Below are 22,003 nucleotides of genomic sequence, written 5' to 3' on the forward strand. Positions count from 1 at the left end.
TAATACGGTAGGGGAAATTACCGCACGTCCGGTTTTCTCGCCGTGGGGACTACGAGAAAAGGTTATTAAGCCCGATGAAGGCAGCATCCAAGTTTCTGAGCGCCGCTTCCGCGGTGACCCTGTCTGCGGCTCTGGTCGTGCCAGGCGCGCTCGCAGTGCAGTTCGTTGCCACATCGGCGGCCGAGGCCGCTGTCGTCAGCAGAGTCGAAGTGAGCGGTAATCAGCGTATCGACGCCGACACCATCCGCAACTACATCACCATCAAGCCGGGCAAGGCCTTCTCCAGTTCCGATATCGACAACGCGATCAAGGCGCTGTTCGGCACGGGCCTGTTCTCGGATGTGCAGATCAACCAGGTCGGCTCGACGCTGGTGGTCAAGGTTGCCGAATACAAGGTCGTCAACCAGGTGCTGTTCCAGGGCAACAAGAAGCTCAAGGACAATGCCCTTGCGGCAGCGGTGCAGTTGAAGCCGCGCGGAACGTTCTCGCAAGCGACGCTCGATGCCGACGTCGAATCGGTCAAGGCTGCGTACAAGCGTATCGGCCGAGACGACGCCGCGGTGACCACCCAGGTCATGGAGCTCGGCGACAACCGCGTGAACGTGGTCTTCAACATCAACGAAGGTGGCCGCACGCAGATCGCGGCGATCAACTTCGTTGGCAACAGCGCCTATTCCAGCCGTCGCCTGTCGGATGTGATCACCACCAAGCGTTCTTCGTGGATTTCGTTCGTGCTGCGCGACGACGTCTATGACGACGACAAGCTGCGCGCCGACCAGGAACTGCTGCGCCGCTTCTACTACAATCACGGCTATGCCGATTTCCAGGTGGTGTCGGCTGTCGGCGAGCTCGACAGCACGACGAACAAATACACAGTCACCATCACCGTTCAGGAAGGCGACCGTTACACATTCGGCGACGTCAGCGTCGAAAGCACGATCCCGGAAGTCGACAGCAAGTCGCTGGAGTCGGTGGTCGAGACCCACAAGGGCGATGTCTACAACGCCAAGGATGTCGAGAACACCATCATCGGGCTGACCGAGAAGGTGGCCGGTTCCGGCTATGCCTTCGCGCAGGTGACGCCGCGTGGCGACCGCAACTTCGAGAATCACACCATTTCGGTGGTTTATACCGTCGATCAGGGCACCAAGGCCTATGTCGAGCGCATCGAAATCCGCGGCAACGATCGCACGCGTGACTATGTCATTCGCCGCGAATTCGACGTCAGCGAGGGCGATGCCTTCAACCAGGTGCTCATTCAGCGCGCGAAGAAGCGTCTGGAAGACCTCGGTTACTTTGAGAAAGTCGATATCTCGACGGTGCCGGGTTCGCAGCCCGACCAGGTCGTGCTGGTGGTCGACGTGGTTGAAAAGTCGACCGGCGAATTCTCTGTCGGTGCCGGCTATTCGACCGGTGGCGACACGGCTGGCCCGTCCGTCGAAGGTTCGATCACCGAGCGCAACTTCCTCGGCCGTGGCCAGTTCATCAAGATTTCTGCCGGTGGCGGCAAGAACTCGCGCGACTACAGCCTGTCCTTCACCGAGCCCTATTTCCTCGGACGGCGCATCGCCGCCGGCTTCGATATCTACAATCAAACCCGGAACTACGACAAGTACGACAGCAAGACGCTCGGTGCGACCGTGCGTTTCGGCCTGCCGATCACCAACAGCATCTCAACCCAGCTCGCATACAACATTGCCCAGGAAAAATATCAGTACGACTCCAGCTGCGATAACAATGGAGACGGTACGCTCGGCGATTGCAATATTTCGCAAGCCATTGTTCAGGGTATTGACGAGAGCCCCTGGATCAAGTCGTCAGTCAGCCTCGGTCTGGTCTACAACACCATTGACGACATGAAGAACCCGCACGAAGGCATTTACGCCACGACGACGGCCGAATTTGCCGGCCTGGGCGGCGATGCCAAATACGTGAAGCTGACCGGGCGCGGCAGCATCTATCAGACGCTTTCGGAGCAGCTTGATCTGGTTGGGCTCGTCTCGGCTGGCGCAGGTCATGTCGAATCTTACGGCGGCGACGGCGGCTTGCGTATCTTCGATCAATTCCAGAGCAGCGATCGCATGATCCGCGGTTTTGCCTATGGCGGTATTGGTCCTGTAGACGCAAGTACGGGTGACCATCTGGGTGGCACGACCTATTTCAATGCTTCTGCGGAAGCCCAGTTCCCGTTGCCGGTCATTCCGGAAAGCTTCGGTCTGCGCGGCGCGGTGTTCGCTGACGCTGCAACGCTCTATGGCAGCAGTATCAATAGTCCGACCGTCACTCAGACCTCAGTTGACATGAAATTGCGTGCCTCGGTCGGCCTCGGCCTGATGTGGGCCTCGCCATTCGGTCCGATCCGTATCGACTATGCGATCCCGGTCAAGAAGGAAGCGTCCGACGACGTGCAGGAATTCAACTTCGGCATATCGACCCGCTTCTGATCGGCGGCCAACGATGCTCCCGGATTTTTCAGGTCCGGGAGAAATGTTCCGACCTAGCTGGATATAGCTTCTGGAATGACCGATCCGGTGTTCTTCGCGCCATCACGCCGGTATACGGCGGGCGAAGTCGCGAATCTGACCGGCTCGGTGCTTGTCGATTCCGGCCACTCCCAAATTGCGATCGATGCTCTGGCGCCAGCCAACGAAGGTGGCGAGAATGCGCTCGTTTTCGTCGATGGCAAGCGTAATTCCGCGCTGATGCCGTCGCTGCGGGCGGCGGCGGTGCTGTGCCCGGCGGAATTCGCCGGCAAGGCTCCGGCCGGCATTGCCGTTCTGGTTCATCCGCGTCCGCAACAGGCATTCGCGCTGGTCGGGCGCCTGCTGTTTCCGACGGCTGCGACACCGGGGCCAATGACCAGTGAAACCGGTGTCTCGCCGCATGCTCATATCGACCCGACCGCGCATGTCGAACCCGGCGCGGTCATCGAGGCCGGCGTGGTCATCGGCCCGGGGGCGTCAATCGGCAGCGGTACCGTCATCGCACCCAACGCTGTCATTGGACAGCTCTGCCAGATCGGTCGCGACGGCTATGTCGGCCCGGGCGCCAGCATTCAGTATGCGTTGATCGGCAACCGCGTCATCATCCATGGCGGCGCCAGGATCGGCCAGGATGGTTTTGGCTTCGTCGGCGGCGCCAAGGGGCCCGAACGTGTGCCCCAGATCGGTCGCGTCGTTATCCAGGACGATGTCGAGATCGGCTCCAACTCCACCGTCGATCGCGGCGCCATGTCTGACACGATCATTGGCCAGGGCACCAAGATCGACAATCTCGTGCAGATCGCCCATAACGTCCGCATCGGCCGCAATTGCATTGTGGCCGGGCTTTCGGGTATTTCGGGTTCCGTTGTCGTGGGTGACAATGTCACCATGGGCGGCGGGGTTGGGCTTGCGGATCACCTGACCATCGGGTCTGGAGCCAAGCTCGCCGCCAGAAGTGGGTTTATGAGCAATGTGCCCGCAGGTGAGATCTGGGGCGGTTATCCGGCACAGCCAATGGCGGAAGCCATGCGCGAGATAGCCATGTTGCGAACGATGGCAAGGGCACGCAAGCAGGGCAAGGGAAATGGCTGATATGGTGGCGGCTACGACGCTGGAAGCGGTCGACATCATGGGGCTGATGAAGCTCCTGCCGCACCGCTATCCGTTCCTGATGATCGACCGCATTGTCGACATCGATGGCGACGAGTCCGCTGTCGGCATCAAGAACGTGACCATAAACGAGCCGCATTTCCAGGGACATTTCCCGGAGCAGCCGGTGATGCCGGGCGTGCTCATCGTCGAGGCGATGGCGCAGACCGCCGGCGCTATTTGCATTCGCAGCCTGGGTACTGAAAAGCCGTCACTGGTCTATTTCCTGACCATCGACAACGCCAAATTCCGCAAACCGGTCGTTCCCGGCGACCAGTTGAAGATCTATGTCAAGAAAATCAAGAAACGCGGCAACCTGCTTAAATTCGCTTGTGAAGCCATGGTCGACGGCGCCAAGGCGGCCGAGGCCGAGATTTCAGCCATGATGGTCACCAGCGACTGACGATCGAATGCTTATGAAAATCAAGACATCAATCCATGCTTCCTCCGTAGTGGAGGAAGGCGCTCAAATCGGCCAAGGCGTGCGCATAGGACCGTTTTGCCACGTTGGCGCCGATGCGGTGATCGGCGACGGGGTCGAACTGGTCAGTCATGTCTCGGTGATGGGTGCGACCACCATTGGCGCCTCGACCAAGGTCTATCCAATGGCGACATTGGGCGCGCCGCCACAGAACACCAAGCACAAGGGCGGCCGCACCACCCTGGTCATCGGCAAGAACTGCACGATCCGCGAAGGCGTCACCATGCATCTCGGTACCGATTCCAGCCGTGGCGAGACGACGGTCGGCGACAATGGCAATTTTCTTGCCTACGCCCATATCGCCCATGACTGCGTCGTCGGCAACAACGCGACCTTCGCCAATGGGGCGACGCTTGGCGGTCACTGCGAGGTCGGCAACAATGTCTATATTGGCGGCCTGACCGCCGTTCATCAGTTTGTCCGGATCGGCGACAACGCCTTTCTGGGTGGCTGCTCGGCGGTCGTCGGCGATGTCATCCCCTATGCCATTGCGGTCGGCAACCGCGCCAGCCTGCGCGGCCTCAACATCATTGGCTTGAAGCGTTCCGGCCTGCCGAGGTCCGAAATCCATCTGCTGCGCAAGGCCTACAGGATGATCTTCGATCGTTCCCGAACCGTTGGCGAGAACATCGAATTCGCCAAGGCGGAGTTCGCCTCATCGCCCACCGCCATGAAGATCATCGATTTCATCACCAGTCGCGGCAAGCGGCACTACGCGGTGCCGTCGCTCAAGGGCGGCGATGGCGACGATGTCGATGACGAAGACTGAGATAGCGGCAGCGGGTCTTGATCTTTCGCCGGGCGCCAGGGTTGGCATCATCGCCGGTGGTGGCAGCCTGCCGGTCGAGATAGCCCGGGCGCTCGCCCGGCAAGGCAAGTCCCCGTTCGTCGTCATGGCGGCAGGCGAAGTGGACCGTGTTTCCGACTTCGACGCCTACGAGCAAACGACAATGAAGCTTGAAGATGTCGGCTCGCTGCTGCCAACGCTGAAGCGTCATCATGTTACCCATCTGGTAACCGCCGGCCATATCACACGCCGCCCCCGGCTGAGCGCCATGCGCCTCAATCTTGGCCTGCTTGCCTGGGTGCCCACCATGCTCGTCGGCGTATCCCGTGGCGACGACACGGTGCTTAAACTGTTCGTGCGCAGGATCGAACGCAGTGGCATCAAGGTTGTCGGCGCGCATGAGATCGTGCCCGAACTGGTCGCGACCGAGGGCTCGCTGACCAAGGCGGTACCGCGAAAATCCGACTGGCGCGACATCCAGGCGGCGCATGCGGCGGCAAAGGCCATCGGCGCGCTGGATATCGGCCAGGCGGCGGTTGCGGTTGGTGGCCGAGCCATTGCGCTGGAAGGCATCGAGGGCACCGACGGGCTGCTCGAGCGGACGAAGCAACTGCGTAGCCATGGCCGGCTCGCCGGAAGGACGCGCGGTGTCCTGGTCAAATGCGCCAAGCCCGGTCAGGAACTGCGAGCCGACCTGCCGTCCATCGGCCCCCAGACCGTCGAGGCGGTGCATGCCGCCGGATTGGCGGGAATCGCCGTTGAAGCTGGCCGTTCCCTGATCCTCGAAGGTCCCACGGTTGTCGCGCGGGCCAATGCACTTGGTCTGTTCGTGATCGGCCTGCCTGCTGCGGAGCCGGCGCATGGCAGTTGAGAAACCGTTGAAGATCGCCATCGTCGCCGGCGAGGAGTCCGGTGACCTGCTTGGCGCCGACATCGTTCAGGCGCTCAAGCGCGAGACTGGTCGTGAGGTTCATCTCGTCGGCATTGGTGGCCGGCATTTGCAGGCGCTCGGACTGGTGCCGCTGTTCGACGGCAATGAGATCGCGCTGATGGGGCTCAGCGCCATCCTGCGCGACCTGCCGCGCCTGATGCGGCGGATCAGCCAGACGGCAACCGCGGTCGCCGGTGAAAAGCCCGATTGTCTCATCACCATCGACAGCCCGGATTTTTCGTTGCGCGTGGCCAAAAAGGTCCGCGCCGCCGATCCGGCGATCCCGATAATCCATTACGTCTGTCCGAGTGTCTGGGCGTGGCGGCCGGGCAGGGCGGTGGCGATGAAACCCTATGTCGACCACATCCTTTGCATCCTGCCCTTCGAGGTGAAGGAGCTCAGCCGCTTGGGCGGCCCGCCCGGCACCTATGTCGGGCATCGCCTCACGCATGATCCAGGCGTGCTTGGCGCGGCCAGGGCACAGGACCTGCCGCGCGACCTGTCAGGCGATCGCGTCAAGACATTGCTTGTGCTTCCCGGCTCGCGTCGCGGCGAAGTGCATCGGCTTATCGGTTCGTTCGGCGAGACAGTGTCGATCCTGCGTGCGCGCGGACACAGCTTGCGCCTGCTGTTGCCGACAGTGCCGCATGTCGCCGATCTGGTCAGAACCTCGGTCGCACGCTGGGACGAAAAGCCGGAGATCATCCTTGATCCCGAACGCAAATGGCAGGCCTTCGGCAAGGCCGACGCGGCGCTGATCGCATCGGGAACAGTGTCGTTGGAACTGGCGCTGTCGGGGGTGCCGATGATCTCCTGCTACAGGTTCGATCCGATCATGCGGATGGTCCAGAGCCTGATCACGGTATGGAGCGCCGCCTTGCCCAATCTCATTGCGGACCGGCCGGTGGTGCCGGAAAGCTACAACCAGTATGTGCGGCCACATTATCTGGCGCGGCAGCTCGAGGCGTTGTTTTCCGACACCGCCTATCGCGCCTGGCAAAAGGATGGTTTCGGCGAGGTTGCGAGGCGCATGGCGACGGACAAGCCTTCCGGAGACATTGCGGCGGATGTCGTCCTTCGCCACATCAAACTTCGTCGGAGCAAATAAAAAGCGCCCTGACGGGCGCTTTTTATAACGCTTTCGGGCTCGATCAACGCTTGGCGATTGGCACGTAGTCGCGCTCCGGCGCACCGGTGTAGAGCTGGCGCGGGCGGCCGATCTTCTGGCGCGGGTCCTCGATCATTTCCTTCCACTGCGCGATCCAGCCGACGGTGCGGGCGACCGCGAACAGCACGGTGAACATGGTGGTGGGGAAGCCCAGCGCCTTCAACGTGATGCCGGAATAGAAGTCGACATTTGGGTAGAGCTTCTTTTCGATGAAATAGGGATCGGTCAGCGCGATCTTTTCCAGCTCCATGGCGATGTCGAGCAGCGGATCGTCCTTGATGCCGAGCTCGCCAAGAACCTCATGCGCCGTTTTCTGCATGATCTTGGCGCGCGGATCGTAGTTCTTGTAGACGCGGTGGCCAAAGCCCATCAGCCGGAACGGGTCGTTCTTGTCCTTGGCGCGGGCGATGAACTCCGGGATGTGGTCGACATGGCCGATCTCGCCCAGCATGTTCAGCGCCGCTTCATTGGCGCCGCCATGGGCGGGCCCCCACAGGCAAGCGATACCGGCGGCGATGCAGGCAAACGGGTTGGCGCCCGACGAACCGGCGAGACGAACGGTCGAGGTCGAGGCGTTCTGCTCGTGATCGGCGTGCAGGATGAAGATGCGCTCCATGGCACGCGCCAGCACCGGGTTGATCTTGTACTCCTCGCACGGCACGGCAAAGCACATATGCAGGAAGTTGGCGGCGAAATTCAGCTCGTTCTTCGGGTAAATGAAGGGCTGGCCGATGTGGTATTTGTAAGCCATCGCGGCGATCGTCGGCATCTTGGCGATCAGCCGCATCGACGCCACCATGCGTTGGTAGGGATCGGAGATGTCGGTGGAGTCGTGGTAGAAGGCCGACAGCGCGCCGACCACCCCGCACATCACCGCCATCGGGTGTGCGTCGCGGCGGAAGCCGGTGAAGAAGCGCGACATCTGCTCGTGCACCATGGTGTGGCGCGTCACACGGTAATCGAAATCGTCTTTCTGCGCCTTGGTCGGCAGTTCACCGTAGAGCAGGAGATAGCAGACCTCGAGGAAATCGCCGTGCTCGGCCAGCTGGTCGATCGGGTAGCCGCGGTGCAGGAGGATGCCGGCGTCGCCGTCGATGAAGGTAATTTCGGACTCGCAGCTCGCGGTCGAGGTGAAGCCGGGATCGTAGGTGAAGGCGCCAGTGGTGCTGTAGAGCGAAGCGATGTCGATGACATCGGGCCCGACCGAGCCACTTCGCACCTTGAACTCATGGGTCTTGCCTGCGAATTCGAGCTTTGCAGTGGCCTCCTGGGTCGTGCCGCCAAATTCCAGTTTTGTCGCAGCTTCGGTCATTGCAAACTCCTTCTTGTTTCCTCATGCCGGCAAAGGCAAATTGTGCAAGGCGACACGTCGAAATCACCACAATGCGCGTATTCGCCACCGCATTTCAGGAGGTGCGTGCCAGATTGGGCCAAGGCCTAATGTTGCACTGCGAAACGCCCCTTTCAATGCCAATCTTCTTGGGCCAGTTTGCTGCTAATCGATTTGATCGGCTATGCGCGCCAGACTTTCCTCGCGCCCCAGCACCGCAAGCACGTCGAACACGCCCGGCGAGGTGCTTTTGCCGGTCAGCGCGGCGCGCAAGGGCTGGGCCACGGCACCGAGCTTATGGCCGCCGGCCTGCGCATAGCCGCGGATCGCTGCCTCCGCCGCCACGGCCGTCCAGTCGCCTGAAACAGCGCTCAAGGCTTCGTGGGCGCCGTGCAAGATCTTGCGGGCATCGTCATTGAGCAAAAGTGCCGCCTTGTCGTCGATCGGCAGTGGTCGGGTGGCAAACAGGAAGGCGGCGCCATCGACAAGCTCGACCAGCGTCTTGGCGCGCTCCTTCAAGCCTGGAAGTGCTGCCAGCAACTGGGCTTTGCTCCTGTCGTCGAGGCGCGCCGCCATGGCCGGGCCACCCTCGAGGTAGGGCAAGGTGGCGATGAAGATGTCGAACAGCTCGGCATCGCTCATGCGCCGCATATGGACACCGTTCAATGCCTCCAGCTTGGCGAAATCGAAGCGGGCCGCGCCCTTGTTGACGTCGCCGATGTCGAACCAGGAAATCATGTCCTTGATCGACATGATCTCGTCGTCACCATGGCTCCATCCGAGGCGCGCCAGGTAATTGAGCAGCGCCTCCGGCAGATAGCCCATGGCGCGATAGGCCTCGACGCCGAGCGCGCCGTGCCGCTTCGACAGCTTGGCGCCATCGGCGCCGTGGATGAGCGGAATGTGCGACATCGACGGCACGTCCCAGCCCATGGCGCGATAGATGACGGTCTGGCGGGCGGCGTTGGTCAGGTGATCGTCGCCACGGATGATGTGCGTGACACCCATGTCGTGGTCGTCGACGACGACGGCGTGCATGTAGGTCGGATTGCCGTCCGAGCGCAGGATGATGAAATCGTCGAGATCCTTGTTGGGAAAGCGCACCTCGCCCTGCACGCGGTCGTGCACCACGGTCTCGCCTTCGGTCGGCGCCTTGATGCGGATTGCGCCCTTGACGCCTGCAGGCGCCTCGGTAGGGGCGCGGTCGCGCCACTGGCCATTGTAGCGCGGCGGCAGGCCCTTGGCGCGTGCTGCCTCGCGCATCGCCTCCAACTCGGCAGGTGTCTCGTAGCTGTAATAGGCCTTGCCCATGCGCACGAGTTCTTCAGCCACCTCGCGGTGGCGCGGCGCGCGCTCGAACTGCGACACCGGCTCGCCGTCCCAGGTCAGACCGAGCCAGGAAAGCCCGTCGAGAATGGCCGCCGTCGCAGCATCGGTCGAACGCTCCCTGTCGGTGTCCTCGATGCGGAGCAGCATGATGCCGCTGGTGTGCTTTGCATACAGCCAGTTGAACAGCGCCGTGCGGGCTCCGCCGATGTGCAGGAAGCCAGTGGGCGAGGGGGCAAAACGGGTGACGACCTTGTCGGGCATGGAACTCTCGGGAAACGGCTGAAGCAGGTGTGGATGCGCGGACTTTCGCGCGTTGCGCGTTCATGTAGCATAGGGTGTCGAGGGCGCAAGGGGCAGACCCGATGGCTGGACGAGGCTGGGGCTCGGATCAGGACGAGGACGCCGCCATTGGCGTCAGCGAACGGTCCCTGTTTGCGACGCCTCCGCCGGCCTCGCTGCGGTCGCCATTGCCCCCCGTGCCGAGCCCCGGGGACCAACCGTTACAGGCGGATGTCTCCACCCCCGTTCCGGTTGCCGAGGCCGGCGCGATCGTGCGTCTGCACCGGCAATTCCGTCGGGTTTCGCTGCCTCGCCTGCGCCATAGCGTGGCCACGGCGGCGGGCCTCGAACTTGACCGAGGCATTGCCTTCCTGCTGGTGCCGGTCTGCTTGGCTGGCGGAGCGATCGGCTACTTTTCTCTGGCGATGGAGCCTGACTTTGCAAAACTCGTCGCGGTCGTCGCCCTCGCGGGGCTCTGTGCGCTTGTCTCGCGTCCCTGGCCGAAAACCCATCTGTGCTTCATGGCTGCATTGTTGTGCGCGCTGGGCTTTCTTGCAGGCAAGGTCGAGACGTGGCGCGCCGGAACTCAGATGCTGGGCTCGGAGATCTCGACGCAAGTGACAGGCCGCGTCGTCTCGCTCGACCAGATGGAGAGCGGCCGTATCCGGGTGACCATCGACGTGACGTCGACCGCCCGGCCGAAATTGCGCTATATGCCGGAACGCGTTCGGCTTTCGGCACGCAAGATACCGGCCGAAGTGACCGCCGGCTCGCTGATATCGGGTTATGCCAAGCTGTTGCCGCCGACCGGCCCGGTGCGCCCGAACAGCTACGACTTTTCTTTCGACAGCTACTTCTCCGGCATAGGCGGCAGCGGCTTCTTCCTTGGCAATCCAAAGATCGTCGCGGCAGATGACGATGATATGCCGCTGGCCGCCCGTCTTTCCTCGGCGGTGGAAAATGCCCGCGAAGCCATTGCAGACCATATCAGGGGCAGCATCGGTGGCGCCGAAGGCGAGATCGCCGCCGCGCTGATCGTCGGCGTGCGCGCCGGCATTCCCGATGAAATCAACGAAGCGATGCGGCGGACCGGCATCTATCACATCATTTCCATTTCCGGACTGCATATGGCGCTGGTCGCCGGCACCATCATGGGTCTGCTGCGCGGCGCCTTCGCTCTGTTTCCAGATTTTTCCGCGCGCCGGCCGGTCAAGAAATACGCGGCAGCCGCAGCACTTTTCTCGATTGCGGCCTATCTCATCATCTCGGGCGTCGTCGTTGCCGCCGAGCGCAGCTTCATCATGCTGGCGGTGATGCTGGTTGCCGTGCTGTTCGATCGCGCGGCACTGACCATGCGAAATCTGGCGATCTCGGCGATCGCCGTCATCGTGGTGTCGCCGCATGAGGTGGTCGGCCCAAGCTTCCAGATGTCGTTCGCCGCGACCGCGGCGCTGGTCGGTACCTATGCCGGCTGGTCGGATCACCGTGCGGGAAAAACGAGACCGCCGCCGCCGAAGCGGTCGTTGCCCAGTTTCCTGACGCGAAAATTCCTGCTGGCGATGGGTGGCCTTGCCATGACCTCCATCATCGCCGGCAGCGCGACGGCGCTGTTCGCCATCTGGCATTTCCAGCGCGTGTCGCCGCTCAGCTTGTTCGCCAATCTGGCCATCATGCCGATCGTCTCGCTGGTTGTGATGCCTTTCGCCGTCCTCAGCGCGCTGGCGATGCCGTTCGGCGTCGACGGTCCCTTCCTCTATGTGATGGGCAAAGGCCTGACCGCGATGATCGCCTTGTCCGCGTGGATCTCGGAACGCTCGCCGATCGATGCCGTCGGGTTGATTTCAGAGCAATCCGTGCTGTTGGTGGCGATTGCCCTGATCATTGCGACGATGGCGACGACATGGCTGAGGCTCTTGGCACTGCCATTCGCGCTTGCCAGCCTGTTGACCGTCTCGGATACGCGCGCGCCTGATGTGCTGATCTCGGAGGACGCGAGGCTGGTGGCGCTGCCGATCGGCGGCGGCGAACTCGCGGTCAGCCGGGCGCGTCCGAACGAATTCACCGTCGACAACTGGAAACGCGCGCTGGCATCCGAAACCATCGTCGTGCCGGAGGTGTTCGACGAGGGAGACGGACAATTCGACATCGCCGATTCCGCCGAACTGCCACCGGGAGCGCCCTTCTACTGCACCGCCGGCGTATGTCTCGCCAGGCACCCTTCAGGTGCGATCATTGCGCAAGTCGAGGACCGCAAGGATGCATGGAAGGCCTGCGGCTTCGCGGAGTTGATCGTCATCAATGACGCGACAGCCTATGATCCCTGTCACAATCCGCTGGTTCTGGTCATCACCAAGCGGCAACTCGCCCGCAAAGGCAGTGCGGCCGTCTTCTTCGACCGCCGATCGGCAATCATGCCGGCAACGGTCAGCTTCGCTGTAAACAGGCCATATCGACCCTGGCACACCCAGCGCAAATTTTCGCGCGAGGCGAGGGGCCTGCCACCCTATCGCAAACCTGAAAAGCCGGTTACCAGCCCTGATCAGTAGCGCCTGATCAGCCCGACGAGCTTGCCTTGCACCTTGACCCTGTCTGGTCCGAAAATGCGTGTTTCATAGGCCGGATTGGCGGCTTCGAGGGCAATCGAGGCACCCTTGCGGCGAAACCGCTTCAGCGTCGCCTCCTCGTCGTCCACCAGTGCCACGATAATCTCGCCCGGACTTGCGGTATCGGCATTGCGGATGATGACCGTATCGCCGTCGAAGATGCCAGCCTCGATCATCGAATCGCCCTTGACCTCCAGCGCATAGTGCTCGCCACCCATGATCATGTCCGGCGGCACGGAGATCGAATGTGTCTGGTGCTGGATGGCGTCGATCGGCACGCCGGCGGCGATGCGACCCATCACCGGGATCGACACCGCGGAGACCACGTCGTCGTCATTGCCGGCCGATGGCATGCGCGAAGACGCCGGCTTGATCTGCCGGCCAAGGCCGCCGCCTTGACCGAGGCTGCCCTGGATGACGCTTGGCGAGAATTTGCGCGCCGCGTTGAGGCCGGGTGCGATCGAATCCGGCAGCCGCAACACTTCCAGAGCGCGCGCCCGGTTCGGTAGCCGGCGAATAAAGCCGCGTTCCTCAAGCGCCGTGATCAGTCGATGAATTCCGGATTTTGAGGCGAGATCGAGCGCTTCCTTCATCTCGTCGAAGGAGGGCGGAATGCCGCTTTCCTTGAGGCGTTCATGGATGAACATCAGCAGTTCATGTTGCTTGCGCGTCAGCATGGCGGCCCCCAAGGCATTGAACGAAGGTTTGAACCAGAATCGAAAAACAAACCCAGAACAAACACTATCTGTTCCAGTTGTGTTCCGCAACCGTTTAAAGTTTAGTGAATTTGTTAAGACGGCTGAAATTATTTGGCGCTCCGCAGCGGGCCGTGATCCCCGGCCGCCCGCCGCCGCCGTGCACTGGCACGCGTTGAAATTGTTATGGTTAACGGCCTGTGGACCAGCCTGCGCCGAGGCTTGGCATCAGCCGCCGACAGGCATCGAAAAGCGGCTTTCCCGCTTTCATCGATCGTTCACGCGCCGTGAACGAAACGAAGCCAAAACGCCAACTCTTGCCCGAGAAATGCCAATGCTGGCTTTGCCTTGGTTCGCCGACCTTACCGCGTGTTTGTGCTGTCGTCGCCGGCATGGATATAGACATGCAACGTATAACCGATATGGGCGGTCATCAGCGCTTTCGCGCGTTCGATGTCACGATCCAGCGCAGCTTCCATGAGCGCGGTGTGATGTTGGATCGCGACGGCCTGGCGCAACGCCTCCATGGCCTCCTCATAGCCATGCAGCAGGCCGGTGGCCGCCCGCAACGTTGGCGCCAGGCCCAGGAAGCGGTGATGGCGACGCAATTGATCCGCGATGGTGGACTGGAAGTTGAGCAGCCAGGGGGATGTTGCCGCGCTGAGCAACGCCGCGTGGAAAGCCTCGTGCTTTTCGTCCCATTCGTCGACCACTTCGTCGGAAGGGTCATCAACCGCGGTCTTGCAGCGTGACAGCCGGTAGTGGGCCGTGACGACGGCATCTTCCCATTCTTGGCCGCCTTTCTCGATCGATTCCTGGAGCAGAGGCAGCTCAATCACCAACCTGGCGCGTGACAGATCTTCCAGTTCGGTGCGAGAGACCGGAGCGACGGCGAAGCCGCGATTGCTGATGGAAGTCACCAGGCGCTCGGCCTCCAGTCGCGACAGCGCTTCGCGCAACGGTGTCCAGCCAATGCCATAGCCATTGCGCAGCGTGCTGAGCTTGAGCGGCGCGCCGGGCCTCAGGCGGGTCGTGAGGATATCGCGACGTAGCAGCCTGTAGGCCGCTTCCGTCTTCGAGTGTCCTTCATCCAACATCATTGCTCATCCACGACTGCACGCTCGGATTATATATGAAAGCCTTCCGTGTCGTAAATTATATATAATGTTTGACACGGTCCCGCCGGCTGCGCATGATCGGCTGGCCGATTTCACCTGTCGTGTTCATCTGGGCGCGCCTATGCGCGGAGGACAATCGATCATGAATGCAACTCCCGATCTCGCAGCAATCGAGGCGATGGATGCCGCTGACCCGCTTGGCTCCATGCGCAATCGCTTCGTCTTGCCGGAAGGGGTGATCTATCTCGACGGCAATTCGCTGGGTGCCGCTTCACCCGCCGTCTTCAACGAGATCCAGAAGGCCGCGACACAAGAATGGGCTCAGGATCTCATCCGTGCCTGGAACACCGCCGGCTGGTTCGACATGCCGGTCGCGCTCGGCGACCAGCTCGGACGCCTGATCGGCGCCGCGGCTGGCCAGACGGTGGTCTGCGATACGACCTCGATCAACATCTACAAGGTGCTTCATGCGGCGCTTGGCATGCGGCCAGACCGGTCGGTCATCGTCGCCGAGGGCGACAGCTTTCCAACCGACCTCTATATGGCCGAAGGCGTGGCATCGACACGACCGGGCACCGTACTGCAGCTCGAGGGCGTCGATGCGCCAACCATCGAAGAGCTGATCGATGAGCGCGTCGCTGTCGTCCTGGTCAACCACGTCAATTACAAATCCGGCCAGTTGCGCGACATGGCGGCGCTGACGCGCAAGGCCCATCAAGCCGGCGCGCTGATCGTCTGGGACCTCTGCCACACGGCGGGTGCCTTGCCGGTCGAGCTCGACGGTGCCAATGCCGATTTCGCTGTCGGCTGCACCTACAAGTACCTCAATGGCGGCCCGGGCTCGCCTGCCTTCATTTACGCCGCAAAGCGCCACCATGGCGATGTCCACCAGCCGCTCAGCGGCTGGTGGGGCCATGCGCGGCCTTTCGCTTTCGAACAGGGCTATGCGGCTGGCGTCGGCATCCGCCGTTTCCTGTGCGGGACGCAGCCGGTATTGTCGATGCGGGCGCTCAAGGGCGCGCTGGACCTCTGGGACGAGGTCGACATGGCGGCGGTGCGCAAGAAAAGCATTGCGTTGACCGAGCTGTTCATCCAGCTCGTTGAAGCCAGATGCGGCGCCTTCGGCCTCGAACTCGAAAGTCCGCGTAACGGCAAGGAGCGTGGCAGCCAGGTGTCGTTCCTTCATCCGCATGGCTACCAGGTGATGCGGGCGTTGATCGAGCGTGGCGTGATCGGCGATTTCCGCGCGCCGTCGACCATCCGCTTCGGCTTCACACCGCTCTATGTCGGCTACAGGGATGTCTGGCAGGCGGTCGAGGTGCTGGAGGATATCCTGCGCACCGGCGCCTGGCAGGATGCCCGCTTCGCGGTCAAAACGGCCGTCACCTGAAAAGTCAAAGCCGTGTGCGAACCGTCCAGAGCTCCGGAAACAGGACGACCTCGAGCATTTTCTTCAGATAGGACGCGCCCGACGTGCCGCCGGTGCCGCGCTTCATGCCGATGATGCGCTCGACTGTCGTGACGTGGTTGAAGCGCCAGCGGCGGAAATAATCCTCGAAGTCGACCAGTTTTTCGGCCAGCTCATAGAACATCCAGTAGCGCTGCGGGTCGCGGTAGACGGTCTGCCAGGCCACCAGAACCTCTTCATTCTCGGTGCGTGTCTCACGCCAGTCCGTGCGTCTGGCGTCGGCGCCGATGTCGAATCCGTTGCGCGCCAAAAGCAGCAACGCTTCGTCGTAGAGCGATGGCTCGGCGAGGATCGCCTCCAGCTTCCGGCTGAGGTCCGGCCGGTGCTTGTGCGGGCCGAGCATGGCCGGGTTGCGGTTGCCGGCCGTGAATTCGATGGCGCGATACTGCCAGGACTGGAAGCCCGAGGACTGGCCGAGCGCGTCACGGAACTCGGTGTATTCGCTGGGCGTCATCGTCCGCAGTACGTCCCAGGCATTGTTCAACTGCTCGAAAATGCGGGCGACGCGCGACAGCATCTTGAAGCTCGGCTCGAGACGGTCCGCACGGATGGAGCGGATCGCGGCGCCGAGCTCGTGAAGAGCGAGCTTCATCCACAATTCCGATGTCTGGTGCTGGATGATGAACAGCATCTCGTCATGCGCGGACGACAACGGCGTCTGCGCGTCGAGCACCTTCTCCAGGTGCAGATAGTCGCTGTAGGACATGCGTTCCTTGAACGACATCTGTGCGCCTTCTGACGCTGGATCGTATGGCTCGCTCAATTGATTTTCTCCGTGCGCAGCCGGAAGCGCTGGATCTTGCCGGTCTGGGTCTTGGGCAAGGCGGCGATGAATTTCACCGATCGCGGGTATTTGTAGGGGGCGATCGTTGCCTTGACATGGTCCTGCAGGCGCTTGGTGGTCAAGGCATCAGGCGCCACGCCTTGCACCAGCACGACATGCGCCTCGACGATCTGGCCGCGTTCGGCATCCTCGGCGCCGATCACCGCGCATTCGGCGACATCGGGATGCGACAGCAACGCCGCCTCGACCTCGGGTCCGGCAATGTTGTAGCCGGCGCTGATGATCATGTCGTCGGAACGTGCGGCGAAATGGAAGAAGCCGTCCTCATCCTGGGTGAAGGTGTCGCCGGTGAGGTTCCAGCCGTCGCGCACATAGTCCTTCTGCCTGGTATCGGCCATGTAGCGGCAACCGGTCGGCCCTCGTACCGCCAACCTGCCAGTCGCGCCGCGCGGCAGCTCGCGCATCTCCTCATCGACGATGCGCGCCTCGTAGCCACCCACGGGCTTGCCGGTCGACGCCGGCTTCATGTCATCGAAGCGGTTGGAGATAAAGATATGCAGCATTTCGGTGGCGCCGATGCCGTCGAGGATCGGTTTGCCGGTCTTTCGCGTCCATTCTTCGAAAACCGGAGCCGGCAACGTCTCGCCGGCCGAAACGGCGACGCGCAGCGATGACAGGTCGGCGCCCTCATCCATGGCTTTCAGCATGGCGCGGTAGGCGGTCGGCGCGGTGAAGGAGATGGTTGCTCTGTAGGTCTCGATGATGTGGATCATGTTGGGCGGCGTTGCCTGCTCTAGCAGCGTTGCCGCCGCGCCGAAGCGCAGCGGGAAGATGGCGAGCCCGCCAAGGCCGAAGGTGAAGGCGAGCGGCGGCGAACCGACAAAGATGTCGTCCGGCGTCACCTGGAGGATCTCGCGGGCGTAGGCGTCGGCGATGATCAACAGATCGCGGTGGAAATGCATCGTCGCCTTCGGAACGCCGGTCGTGCCCGAAGTGAAGCCGAGCAGCGCGACATCGTCGCGGCCAGTACTGACGGCGGTGAAGATAACCGGCTTGTCGAGGGCGGCGCGATCGAGTTCGGCGTCATGGTTGGCGGTGCCGTCGAAGCCGATGACCTGTTTGAGGAACGCACTATCCTTGGCGCAGGCGGTCATCTCGTCCATCAGCCTGGTGTCGCAGAGCGCGATGGTGATTTCCGCCTTGTCGACGATCTTGGCAAGCTCGCCGGCGCGCAGCATAGGCATGGTGTTGACCACCACGGCGCCGACCTTGGTGGCAGCCAGCCAGCAAGCCACCATGGCAGGGTTGTTGGCCGAACGGATCAGCACCCGGTTGCCCGGCTTGACGCCGTAATTTTCGACCAGCGCATGGGCCAGCCTGTTCGTCCAATCGGACAGTTCCTTGTAGGTGCGGCGGCGCCCATTGCCGATCAGCGCGGTGTGGTCACCGAGTCCTTTCTCGACCAGCCTGTCGGTCAGCTCGACGCCAGCGTTGAGGCGTTCTGGATAGTCAAAACCGTCGAGCAGGAAGTCCGGCCATTGCTCCGGCGGCGGCAGGTGATCGCGCGTGAACGTATCGATATGCGCTGAAGGCCCAAGCATGTCGCCGCTATCCCGTCTGCTGCCTGGCCAGTGCGCGAGGCGCCTGGCCGGATATGGTGGATCTGAAGGTCCTGCTTTTTAAGAGGAGGCTTCGTGCCGCCAGTCGCACCTCGCTCGACGCCACCCGGACAGGGTGAGCATCCGCAGGGTTCGGGCCGCACAGCAGACCTCCCATTTTGTCGGCTGTTCGTCAGGCAGGATCGCACCAGTCGAAATTTGTTTCAAGCCTAAAATGTTTTGCGTGGAAGCATTGACGCAAGGCGCTGCGGTGGCCATTGCTAGCGCTGAAAACGATGCCGTTTGGGGGAGGATGCCGGTGCTCGAGCATCACATTGTCGATTGGGACGGCGCCTATGCCAACGGCGCGAACATCGCCGGCAGCGACCGCTGGCCGGCAGCCTGGGTCGAACCGGCACAAGCGTTTCGCAATGCACTTTCGGCACAGGGCCGGGCACGGCTCGACATCGCCTATGGCGATGGACGGCGCAATCGGCTCGATCTCTTCCTTCCCAGCGCCACGCCCAAGGGGCTGGTGGTGTTCATCCATGGCGGCTACTGGATGGCGTTCGACAAGAGTTTCTGGTCGCACCTCGCCAATGGCGCGGTCAGCAGCGGCTTCGCCGTGGCGATGCCCTCCTACACGCTGTGCCCGGAAACACGCATCGCCGGCATCGTAGGGGAAATCGGGGCGGCGATCGGCAAGGCGGCAGAAATGGTCGGCGGACCGCTGATGTTGACCGGACATTCGGCGGGTGGACATCTCGCCAGCCGGATGGTGACGACAACCACGCCTCTGGCGGCCGATGTCGCGCGGCGCGTGCGCCATGTCGTGTCGATTTCAGGCGTCCATGACCTGCGTCCGATCATGCTGACCGAGATGAACGCCACACTGGCGATCGACGAACATGAGGCGGTGACCGAGAGCCCGGCGCTCTTGCGCCCAATGGACGGTGTCCGCATCACCTGCTGGGCCGGTGGTGGCGAGCGCGCCGAGTTCCTGCGCCAGAACGCGTTGCTTGCCAACATCTGGACCGGCCTTGGCGCCACGACCAGTACCATTGTCGAGCCCGATCGGCATCATTACAGCATTGTCGACGGCCTTGCCGATCCGTCTCATCCGCTGACCCGGACCTTGCTCTCGGAATAATGCCGAGATCATTTCGTATTGTTGTTAATGGCTTATGTTGGATTTATTCAGCGTAGCATCAGCACGCTGCAAGCCTCGCCCGCCGCGGCCGCGGGGGTAAACGGAGGCCGCACGATCAGCCCGTTGGCGTCGGCCAGCATTCTCAGCATCGAGGAATCCTGGATGCTGAACGGCGTCGCAACCAGCACGTCGGCATCTTCCTGGACCACGGCCCGCACATAGTCCTGGCGAAGATCATTGGCCGGCATTGCGGCGCCCAGTCGCGCCGTACGTATGTCCTGACGATGATTGCGGCCGCCAAGCCGCGCCAGCAGCGGCTTGAGGAACAATTGCGAGCAAACCAGGCTTGCCACCGGATTGCCGGGCAGGCCGATGCACCTGATCTCGCCGAGGCGTCCGAACATCAGCGGTTTGCCGGGACGCATGGCGATCTTCCAGAAACCGAGCTGCATGCCTTCGCCGGTCAGCACGTCATGGATCAGGTCGTGGTCGCCGACCGAGGCGCCGCCAAGGGTGACGATGACATCCGCACCAGCCGCGACCGCCTTCTTGACCAACGCGGCGATGGCCTCCTTGCGGTCGGCTGCAATACCAAGATCGAGCGCGCGGGCGCCCACCGATTGCGCGGTGGCGGCGACGCCATAGGCATTGGACGATATGATCTGGTCCGGCCCGAGTTCGCTGCCGGGCGGCAACAGTTCGTCGCCGGTGGCTATGATGGCGACCAGCGGTCGTCGCACCACGCTCACTCGGGGATGGTTGGCCGATGCCGCCAGCGACAGCGCCGCCGGATCGAGCAAGCGGCCTTTTTCAAGCAGGATGTCGCCCTTGGAGAAGTCGAGGCCGATGCGGCGGATGTTGCGCCCCTCGGCGGTGGGCTCGATCACTTCGATATCGCCGCCACCAATATCCCTGACATTCTCCTGGATAACGATCGTGTCGGCGCCGTCAGGCAGCGGCGCGCCGGTGAAGATGCGCACAGCCTGCGCCTTGCCGACAGTGCCGTCAAAACCGCGCCCGGCCGGTGCCATGCCAATCACGGAAAGCCGCGCCGGCACCGACGCCACATCGGCCGCACGGACCGCATAGCCGTCCATGGCCGAGGCATTGAAAGGCGGCTGGGTGCGCAGCGCGACAACCGGTTCCGCCAGCACGCGATCCACGGCATCGAAAAGTGGAACGCTTTCGCTTGCCAGCGGCACGGCACCGTCCAGCAGGCGCTCGAGCGCGTCGGCGACCGGAACCAGCGCCATCAGGCGCCTGCCTTGTAGTCGCCCGACTTGCCGCCGGTCTTTTCAACCAGCCGGATGGCGGAGATGACCATGGCGCGGTCCACCGCCTTGGCCATGTCGTAGATGGTCAGGCAGGCAACCGAAGCGGCGGTCAATGCTTCCATCTCGACGCCCGTCTTGCCGGTGACACGCGCCAGCGCGGTAACCTTCAGACCCGGCAAAGCTTGGTCCGGCTCGATGTCGACGGAGACCTTGGTCAGCAGCAGCGGATGGCAGAGCGGGATCAGCTCATGCGTCTTCTTGGCAGCCATGATGCCGGCGATGCGCGCGGTGCCGAGCACATCGCCCTTCTTGGCGTCGCCCGCGAGGATCATTGCCAGCGTCCCTGGCTGCATCGAGACAAAACCCTCGGCGATCGCCGTGCGCGTCGTCTCCGCCTTGTCGCCGACATCGACCATGTTGGCCTCGCCCTGCGCGCCAAGATGGGTGAGGGCGGCCGCCATCGTCAGATCGCCATAGAGCGACGTGCGTCCATTCGGACGCACAAAGTACGCTCTATCACTTTGAATCTATGCATCGTGCTCTCCGAAAATCGATTCCGATTTTCGGGCCGATGCATCCGGCGCCTTGCCCGTCAGGAGCATGTGCGTCGCCGCAGTGACGTCCTGTTGCCGCATCAGGCTTTCGCCGACAAGGAAGGTAGCGATGTCGCTCTTCTGCAGTCTCAGGCAATCGTCATGTGTGAAGATACCGCTCTCGCTGACCAGCAAACGGTCGGCCGGGACCATCGACGCCAGCCGCTCGGAGGTATCGAGGCTGGTCTCGAACGTTCTCAGATTGCGGTTGTTGATGCCGATCAGCCGCGACGACAGCTTCAGTGCGCGCTGTGTTTCGGCCTCGTCATGGACTTCGACCAGCGCGTCCATGCCGAGATCGAACGCCGTCGATTCGAGGTCGCTCGCCAGGGCGTCGTCGACGCTGGCCATGATGATCAGGATGGCGTCCGCGCCCCACGCACGGGCTTCATAGACCTGGTAGTGATCGAACAGAAAATCCTTGCGCAGCGCGGGCAGGGCGACGGCGGCGCGCGCTTTGGTGAGAAATTCGGGCGAGCCCTGGAAGGACGGCGCGTCGGTCAGCACCGAAAGACAGGCGGCGCCGCCTTTCGCATAGGCCTGCGCCAGTGCCGGCGGGTCGAAATCCGCACGGATCAGGCCCTTGGAAGGGCTCGCCTTCTTGATCTCGGCGATCAGAGCGAAGCTGCCTGACTTGCGCTTCGCCTCGAGCGCGGCAAGAAATCCGCGTGGTGCGTCGGCGTCTCTTGCGCGTGCCTTGATCTCGGCCAGCGGCACACGTGCCTTTGCCGCCGCGATCTCGTCGCGCTTGTAGGCCTCGATCTTGCGAAGAATGTCAGACAA

Annotated in this window: 18 protein-coding genes; 9 read left to right on the plus strand and 9 right to left on the minus strand. The window is 62.5% G+C overall.

Annotated features, from left to right (window positions below; genetic code table 11):
- The first annotated feature begins 74 nt into the window (after window positions 1–74).
- The 6 genes from bamA to lpxB all read left to right on the plus strand — a co-directional run bounded on the left by bamA (window position 75) and on the right by lpxB (window position 6,939).
- Window positions 75–2,444, plus strand: a complete 2,370-nt coding sequence (bamA, locus tag NR193_RS21750) for an outer membrane protein assembly factor BamA (RefSeq protein WP_256752813.1) — start codon at window positions 75–77, stop codon at window positions 2,442–2,444.
- Window positions 2,445–2,519: 75 nt separating this feature from the next.
- Entirely contained in the window at window positions 2,520–3,575 is a 1,056-nt protein-coding gene (gene lpxD / locus NR193_RS21755; protein ID WP_256752814.1) for a UDP-3-O-(3-hydroxymyristoyl)glucosamine N-acyltransferase, read from the plus strand.
- Entirely contained in the window at window positions 3,568–4,035 is a 468-nt protein-coding gene (gene fabZ / locus NR193_RS21760; RefSeq protein ID WP_256752815.1) for a 3-hydroxyacyl-ACP dehydratase FabZ, read from the plus strand. The genes lpxD and fabZ overlap by 8 nt, the downstream gene beginning before the upstream one ends.
- 13 nt (window positions 4,036–4,048) lie before the next feature.
- Complete coding sequence (gene lpxA, locus NR193_RS21765) at window positions 4,049–4,882, plus strand: acyl-ACP--UDP-N-acetylglucosamine O-acyltransferase (protein ID WP_091575605.1); 834 nt, start codon at window positions 4,049–4,051, stop codon at window positions 4,880–4,882.
- Complete coding sequence (locus NR193_RS21770; RefSeq protein ID WP_256752816.1) at window positions 4,869–5,771, plus strand: LpxI family protein; 903 nt, start codon at window positions 4,869–4,871, stop codon at window positions 5,769–5,771. The genes lpxA and NR193_RS21770 overlap by 14 nt, the downstream gene beginning before the upstream one ends.
- A complete protein-coding gene (lpxB, locus tag NR193_RS21775) occupies window positions 5,761–6,939 on the plus strand; it encodes a lipid-A-disaccharide synthase (protein WP_256752817.1) in 1,179 nt (392 codons plus the stop codon). The genes NR193_RS21770 and lpxB overlap by 11 nt, the downstream gene beginning before the upstream one ends.
- 43 nt (window positions 6,940–6,982) lie before the next feature.
- On the opposite strand, the gene gltA is transcribed toward lpxB, so the two are convergent.
- Entirely contained in the window at window positions 6,983–8,311 is a 1,329-nt protein-coding gene (gene gltA, locus NR193_RS21780) for a citrate synthase (protein ID WP_256752818.1), read from the minus strand.
- Window positions 8,312–8,494: 183 nt separating this feature from the next.
- Entirely contained in the window at window positions 8,495–9,919 is a 1,425-nt protein-coding gene (gene gltX, locus NR193_RS21785) for a glutamate--tRNA ligase (protein WP_256752819.1), read from the minus strand.
- Window positions 9,920–10,020: 101 nt separating this feature from the next.
- Here gltX and NR193_RS21790 point away from each other — a divergent pair, with 101 nt between their 5' ends.
- The gene (locus NR193_RS21790; protein ID WP_256752820.1) at window positions 10,021–12,483 is read left to right on the plus strand and encodes a ComEC/Rec2 family competence protein; all 2,463 of its coding nucleotides are present in this window, start codon (window positions 10,021–10,023) and stop codon (window positions 12,481–12,483) included.
- Here NR193_RS21790 and lexA read toward each other — a convergent pair.
- Entirely contained in the window at window positions 12,477–13,217 is a 741-nt protein-coding gene (gene lexA / locus NR193_RS21795; protein WP_256752821.1) for a transcriptional repressor LexA, read from the minus strand. The genes NR193_RS21790 and lexA overlap by 7 nt on opposite strands.
- 380 nt (window positions 13,218–13,597) lie before the next feature.
- Window positions 13,598–14,335, minus strand: a complete 738-nt coding sequence (locus NR193_RS21800) for a GntR family transcriptional regulator (RefSeq protein WP_256752822.1) — start codon at window positions 14,333–14,335, stop codon at window positions 13,598–13,600.
- Between the two features lie 160 nt (window positions 14,336–14,495).
- Between NR193_RS21800 and kynU the strand changes: the two genes are divergently transcribed.
- On the plus strand, window positions 14,496–15,743 hold the full coding sequence (kynU, locus tag NR193_RS21805) for a kynureninase (RefSeq protein ID WP_256752823.1): 1,248 nt from the start codon (window positions 14,496–14,498) through the stop codon (window positions 15,741–15,743).
- A 4-nt stretch (window positions 15,744–15,747) separates the two neighbouring features.
- On the opposite strand, the gene kynA is transcribed toward kynU, so the two are convergent.
- Together kynA and NR193_RS21815 are read right to left on the minus strand one after the other, a co-directional pair.
- On the minus strand, window positions 15,748–16,545 hold the full coding sequence (gene kynA / locus NR193_RS21810; RefSeq protein WP_256752824.1) for a tryptophan 2,3-dioxygenase: 798 nt from the start codon (window positions 16,543–16,545) through the stop codon (window positions 15,748–15,750).
- Between the two features lie 35 nt (window positions 16,546–16,580).
- Complete coding sequence (locus tag NR193_RS21815) at window positions 16,581–18,206, minus strand: AMP-binding protein (RefSeq protein ID WP_256752825.1); 1,626 nt, start codon at window positions 18,204–18,206, stop codon at window positions 16,581–16,583.
- A 316-nt stretch (window positions 18,207–18,522) separates the two neighbouring features.
- Between NR193_RS21815 and NR193_RS21820 the strand changes: the two genes are divergently transcribed.
- Window positions 18,523–19,353 carry an alpha/beta hydrolase gene (locus tag NR193_RS21820; protein WP_256752826.1) on the plus strand — a complete coding sequence of 277 codons (831 nt, stop codon included), beginning with the start codon at window positions 18,523–18,525 and terminating at the stop codon, window positions 19,351–19,353.
- 47 nt (window positions 19,354–19,400) lie between these two features.
- Here NR193_RS21820 and glp read toward each other — a convergent pair whose 3' ends face one another.
- The 3 genes from glp to trpC all read right to left on the minus strand — a co-directional run bounded on the left by glp (window position 19,401) and on the right by trpC (window position 22,003).
- Complete coding sequence (gene glp, locus NR193_RS21825; RefSeq protein WP_256752827.1) at window positions 19,401–20,606, minus strand: gephyrin-like molybdotransferase Glp; 1,206 nt, start codon at window positions 20,604–20,606, stop codon at window positions 19,401–19,403.
- Window positions 20,606–21,088 carry a cyclic pyranopterin monophosphate synthase MoaC gene (gene moaC / locus NR193_RS21830; protein ID WP_256752931.1) on the minus strand — a complete coding sequence of 161 codons (483 nt, stop codon included), beginning with the start codon at window positions 21,086–21,088 and terminating at the stop codon, window positions 20,606–20,608. Before moaC ends, glp begins: the two co-directional genes overlap by 1 nt.
- A gap of 66 nt (window positions 21,089–21,154) precedes the next feature.
- Window positions 21,155–22,003: an indole-3-glycerol phosphate synthase TrpC gene (gene trpC / locus NR193_RS21835; RefSeq protein ID WP_256752828.1), complete on the minus strand. Its 849-nt coding sequence runs from the start codon at window positions 22,001–22,003 to the stop codon at window positions 21,155–21,157.

The organism is Mesorhizobium sp. Mes31, assembly GCF_024519675.1.
Classification (GTDB): Bacteria; Pseudomonadota; Alphaproteobacteria; order Rhizobiales; family Rhizobiaceae; genus Mesorhizobium.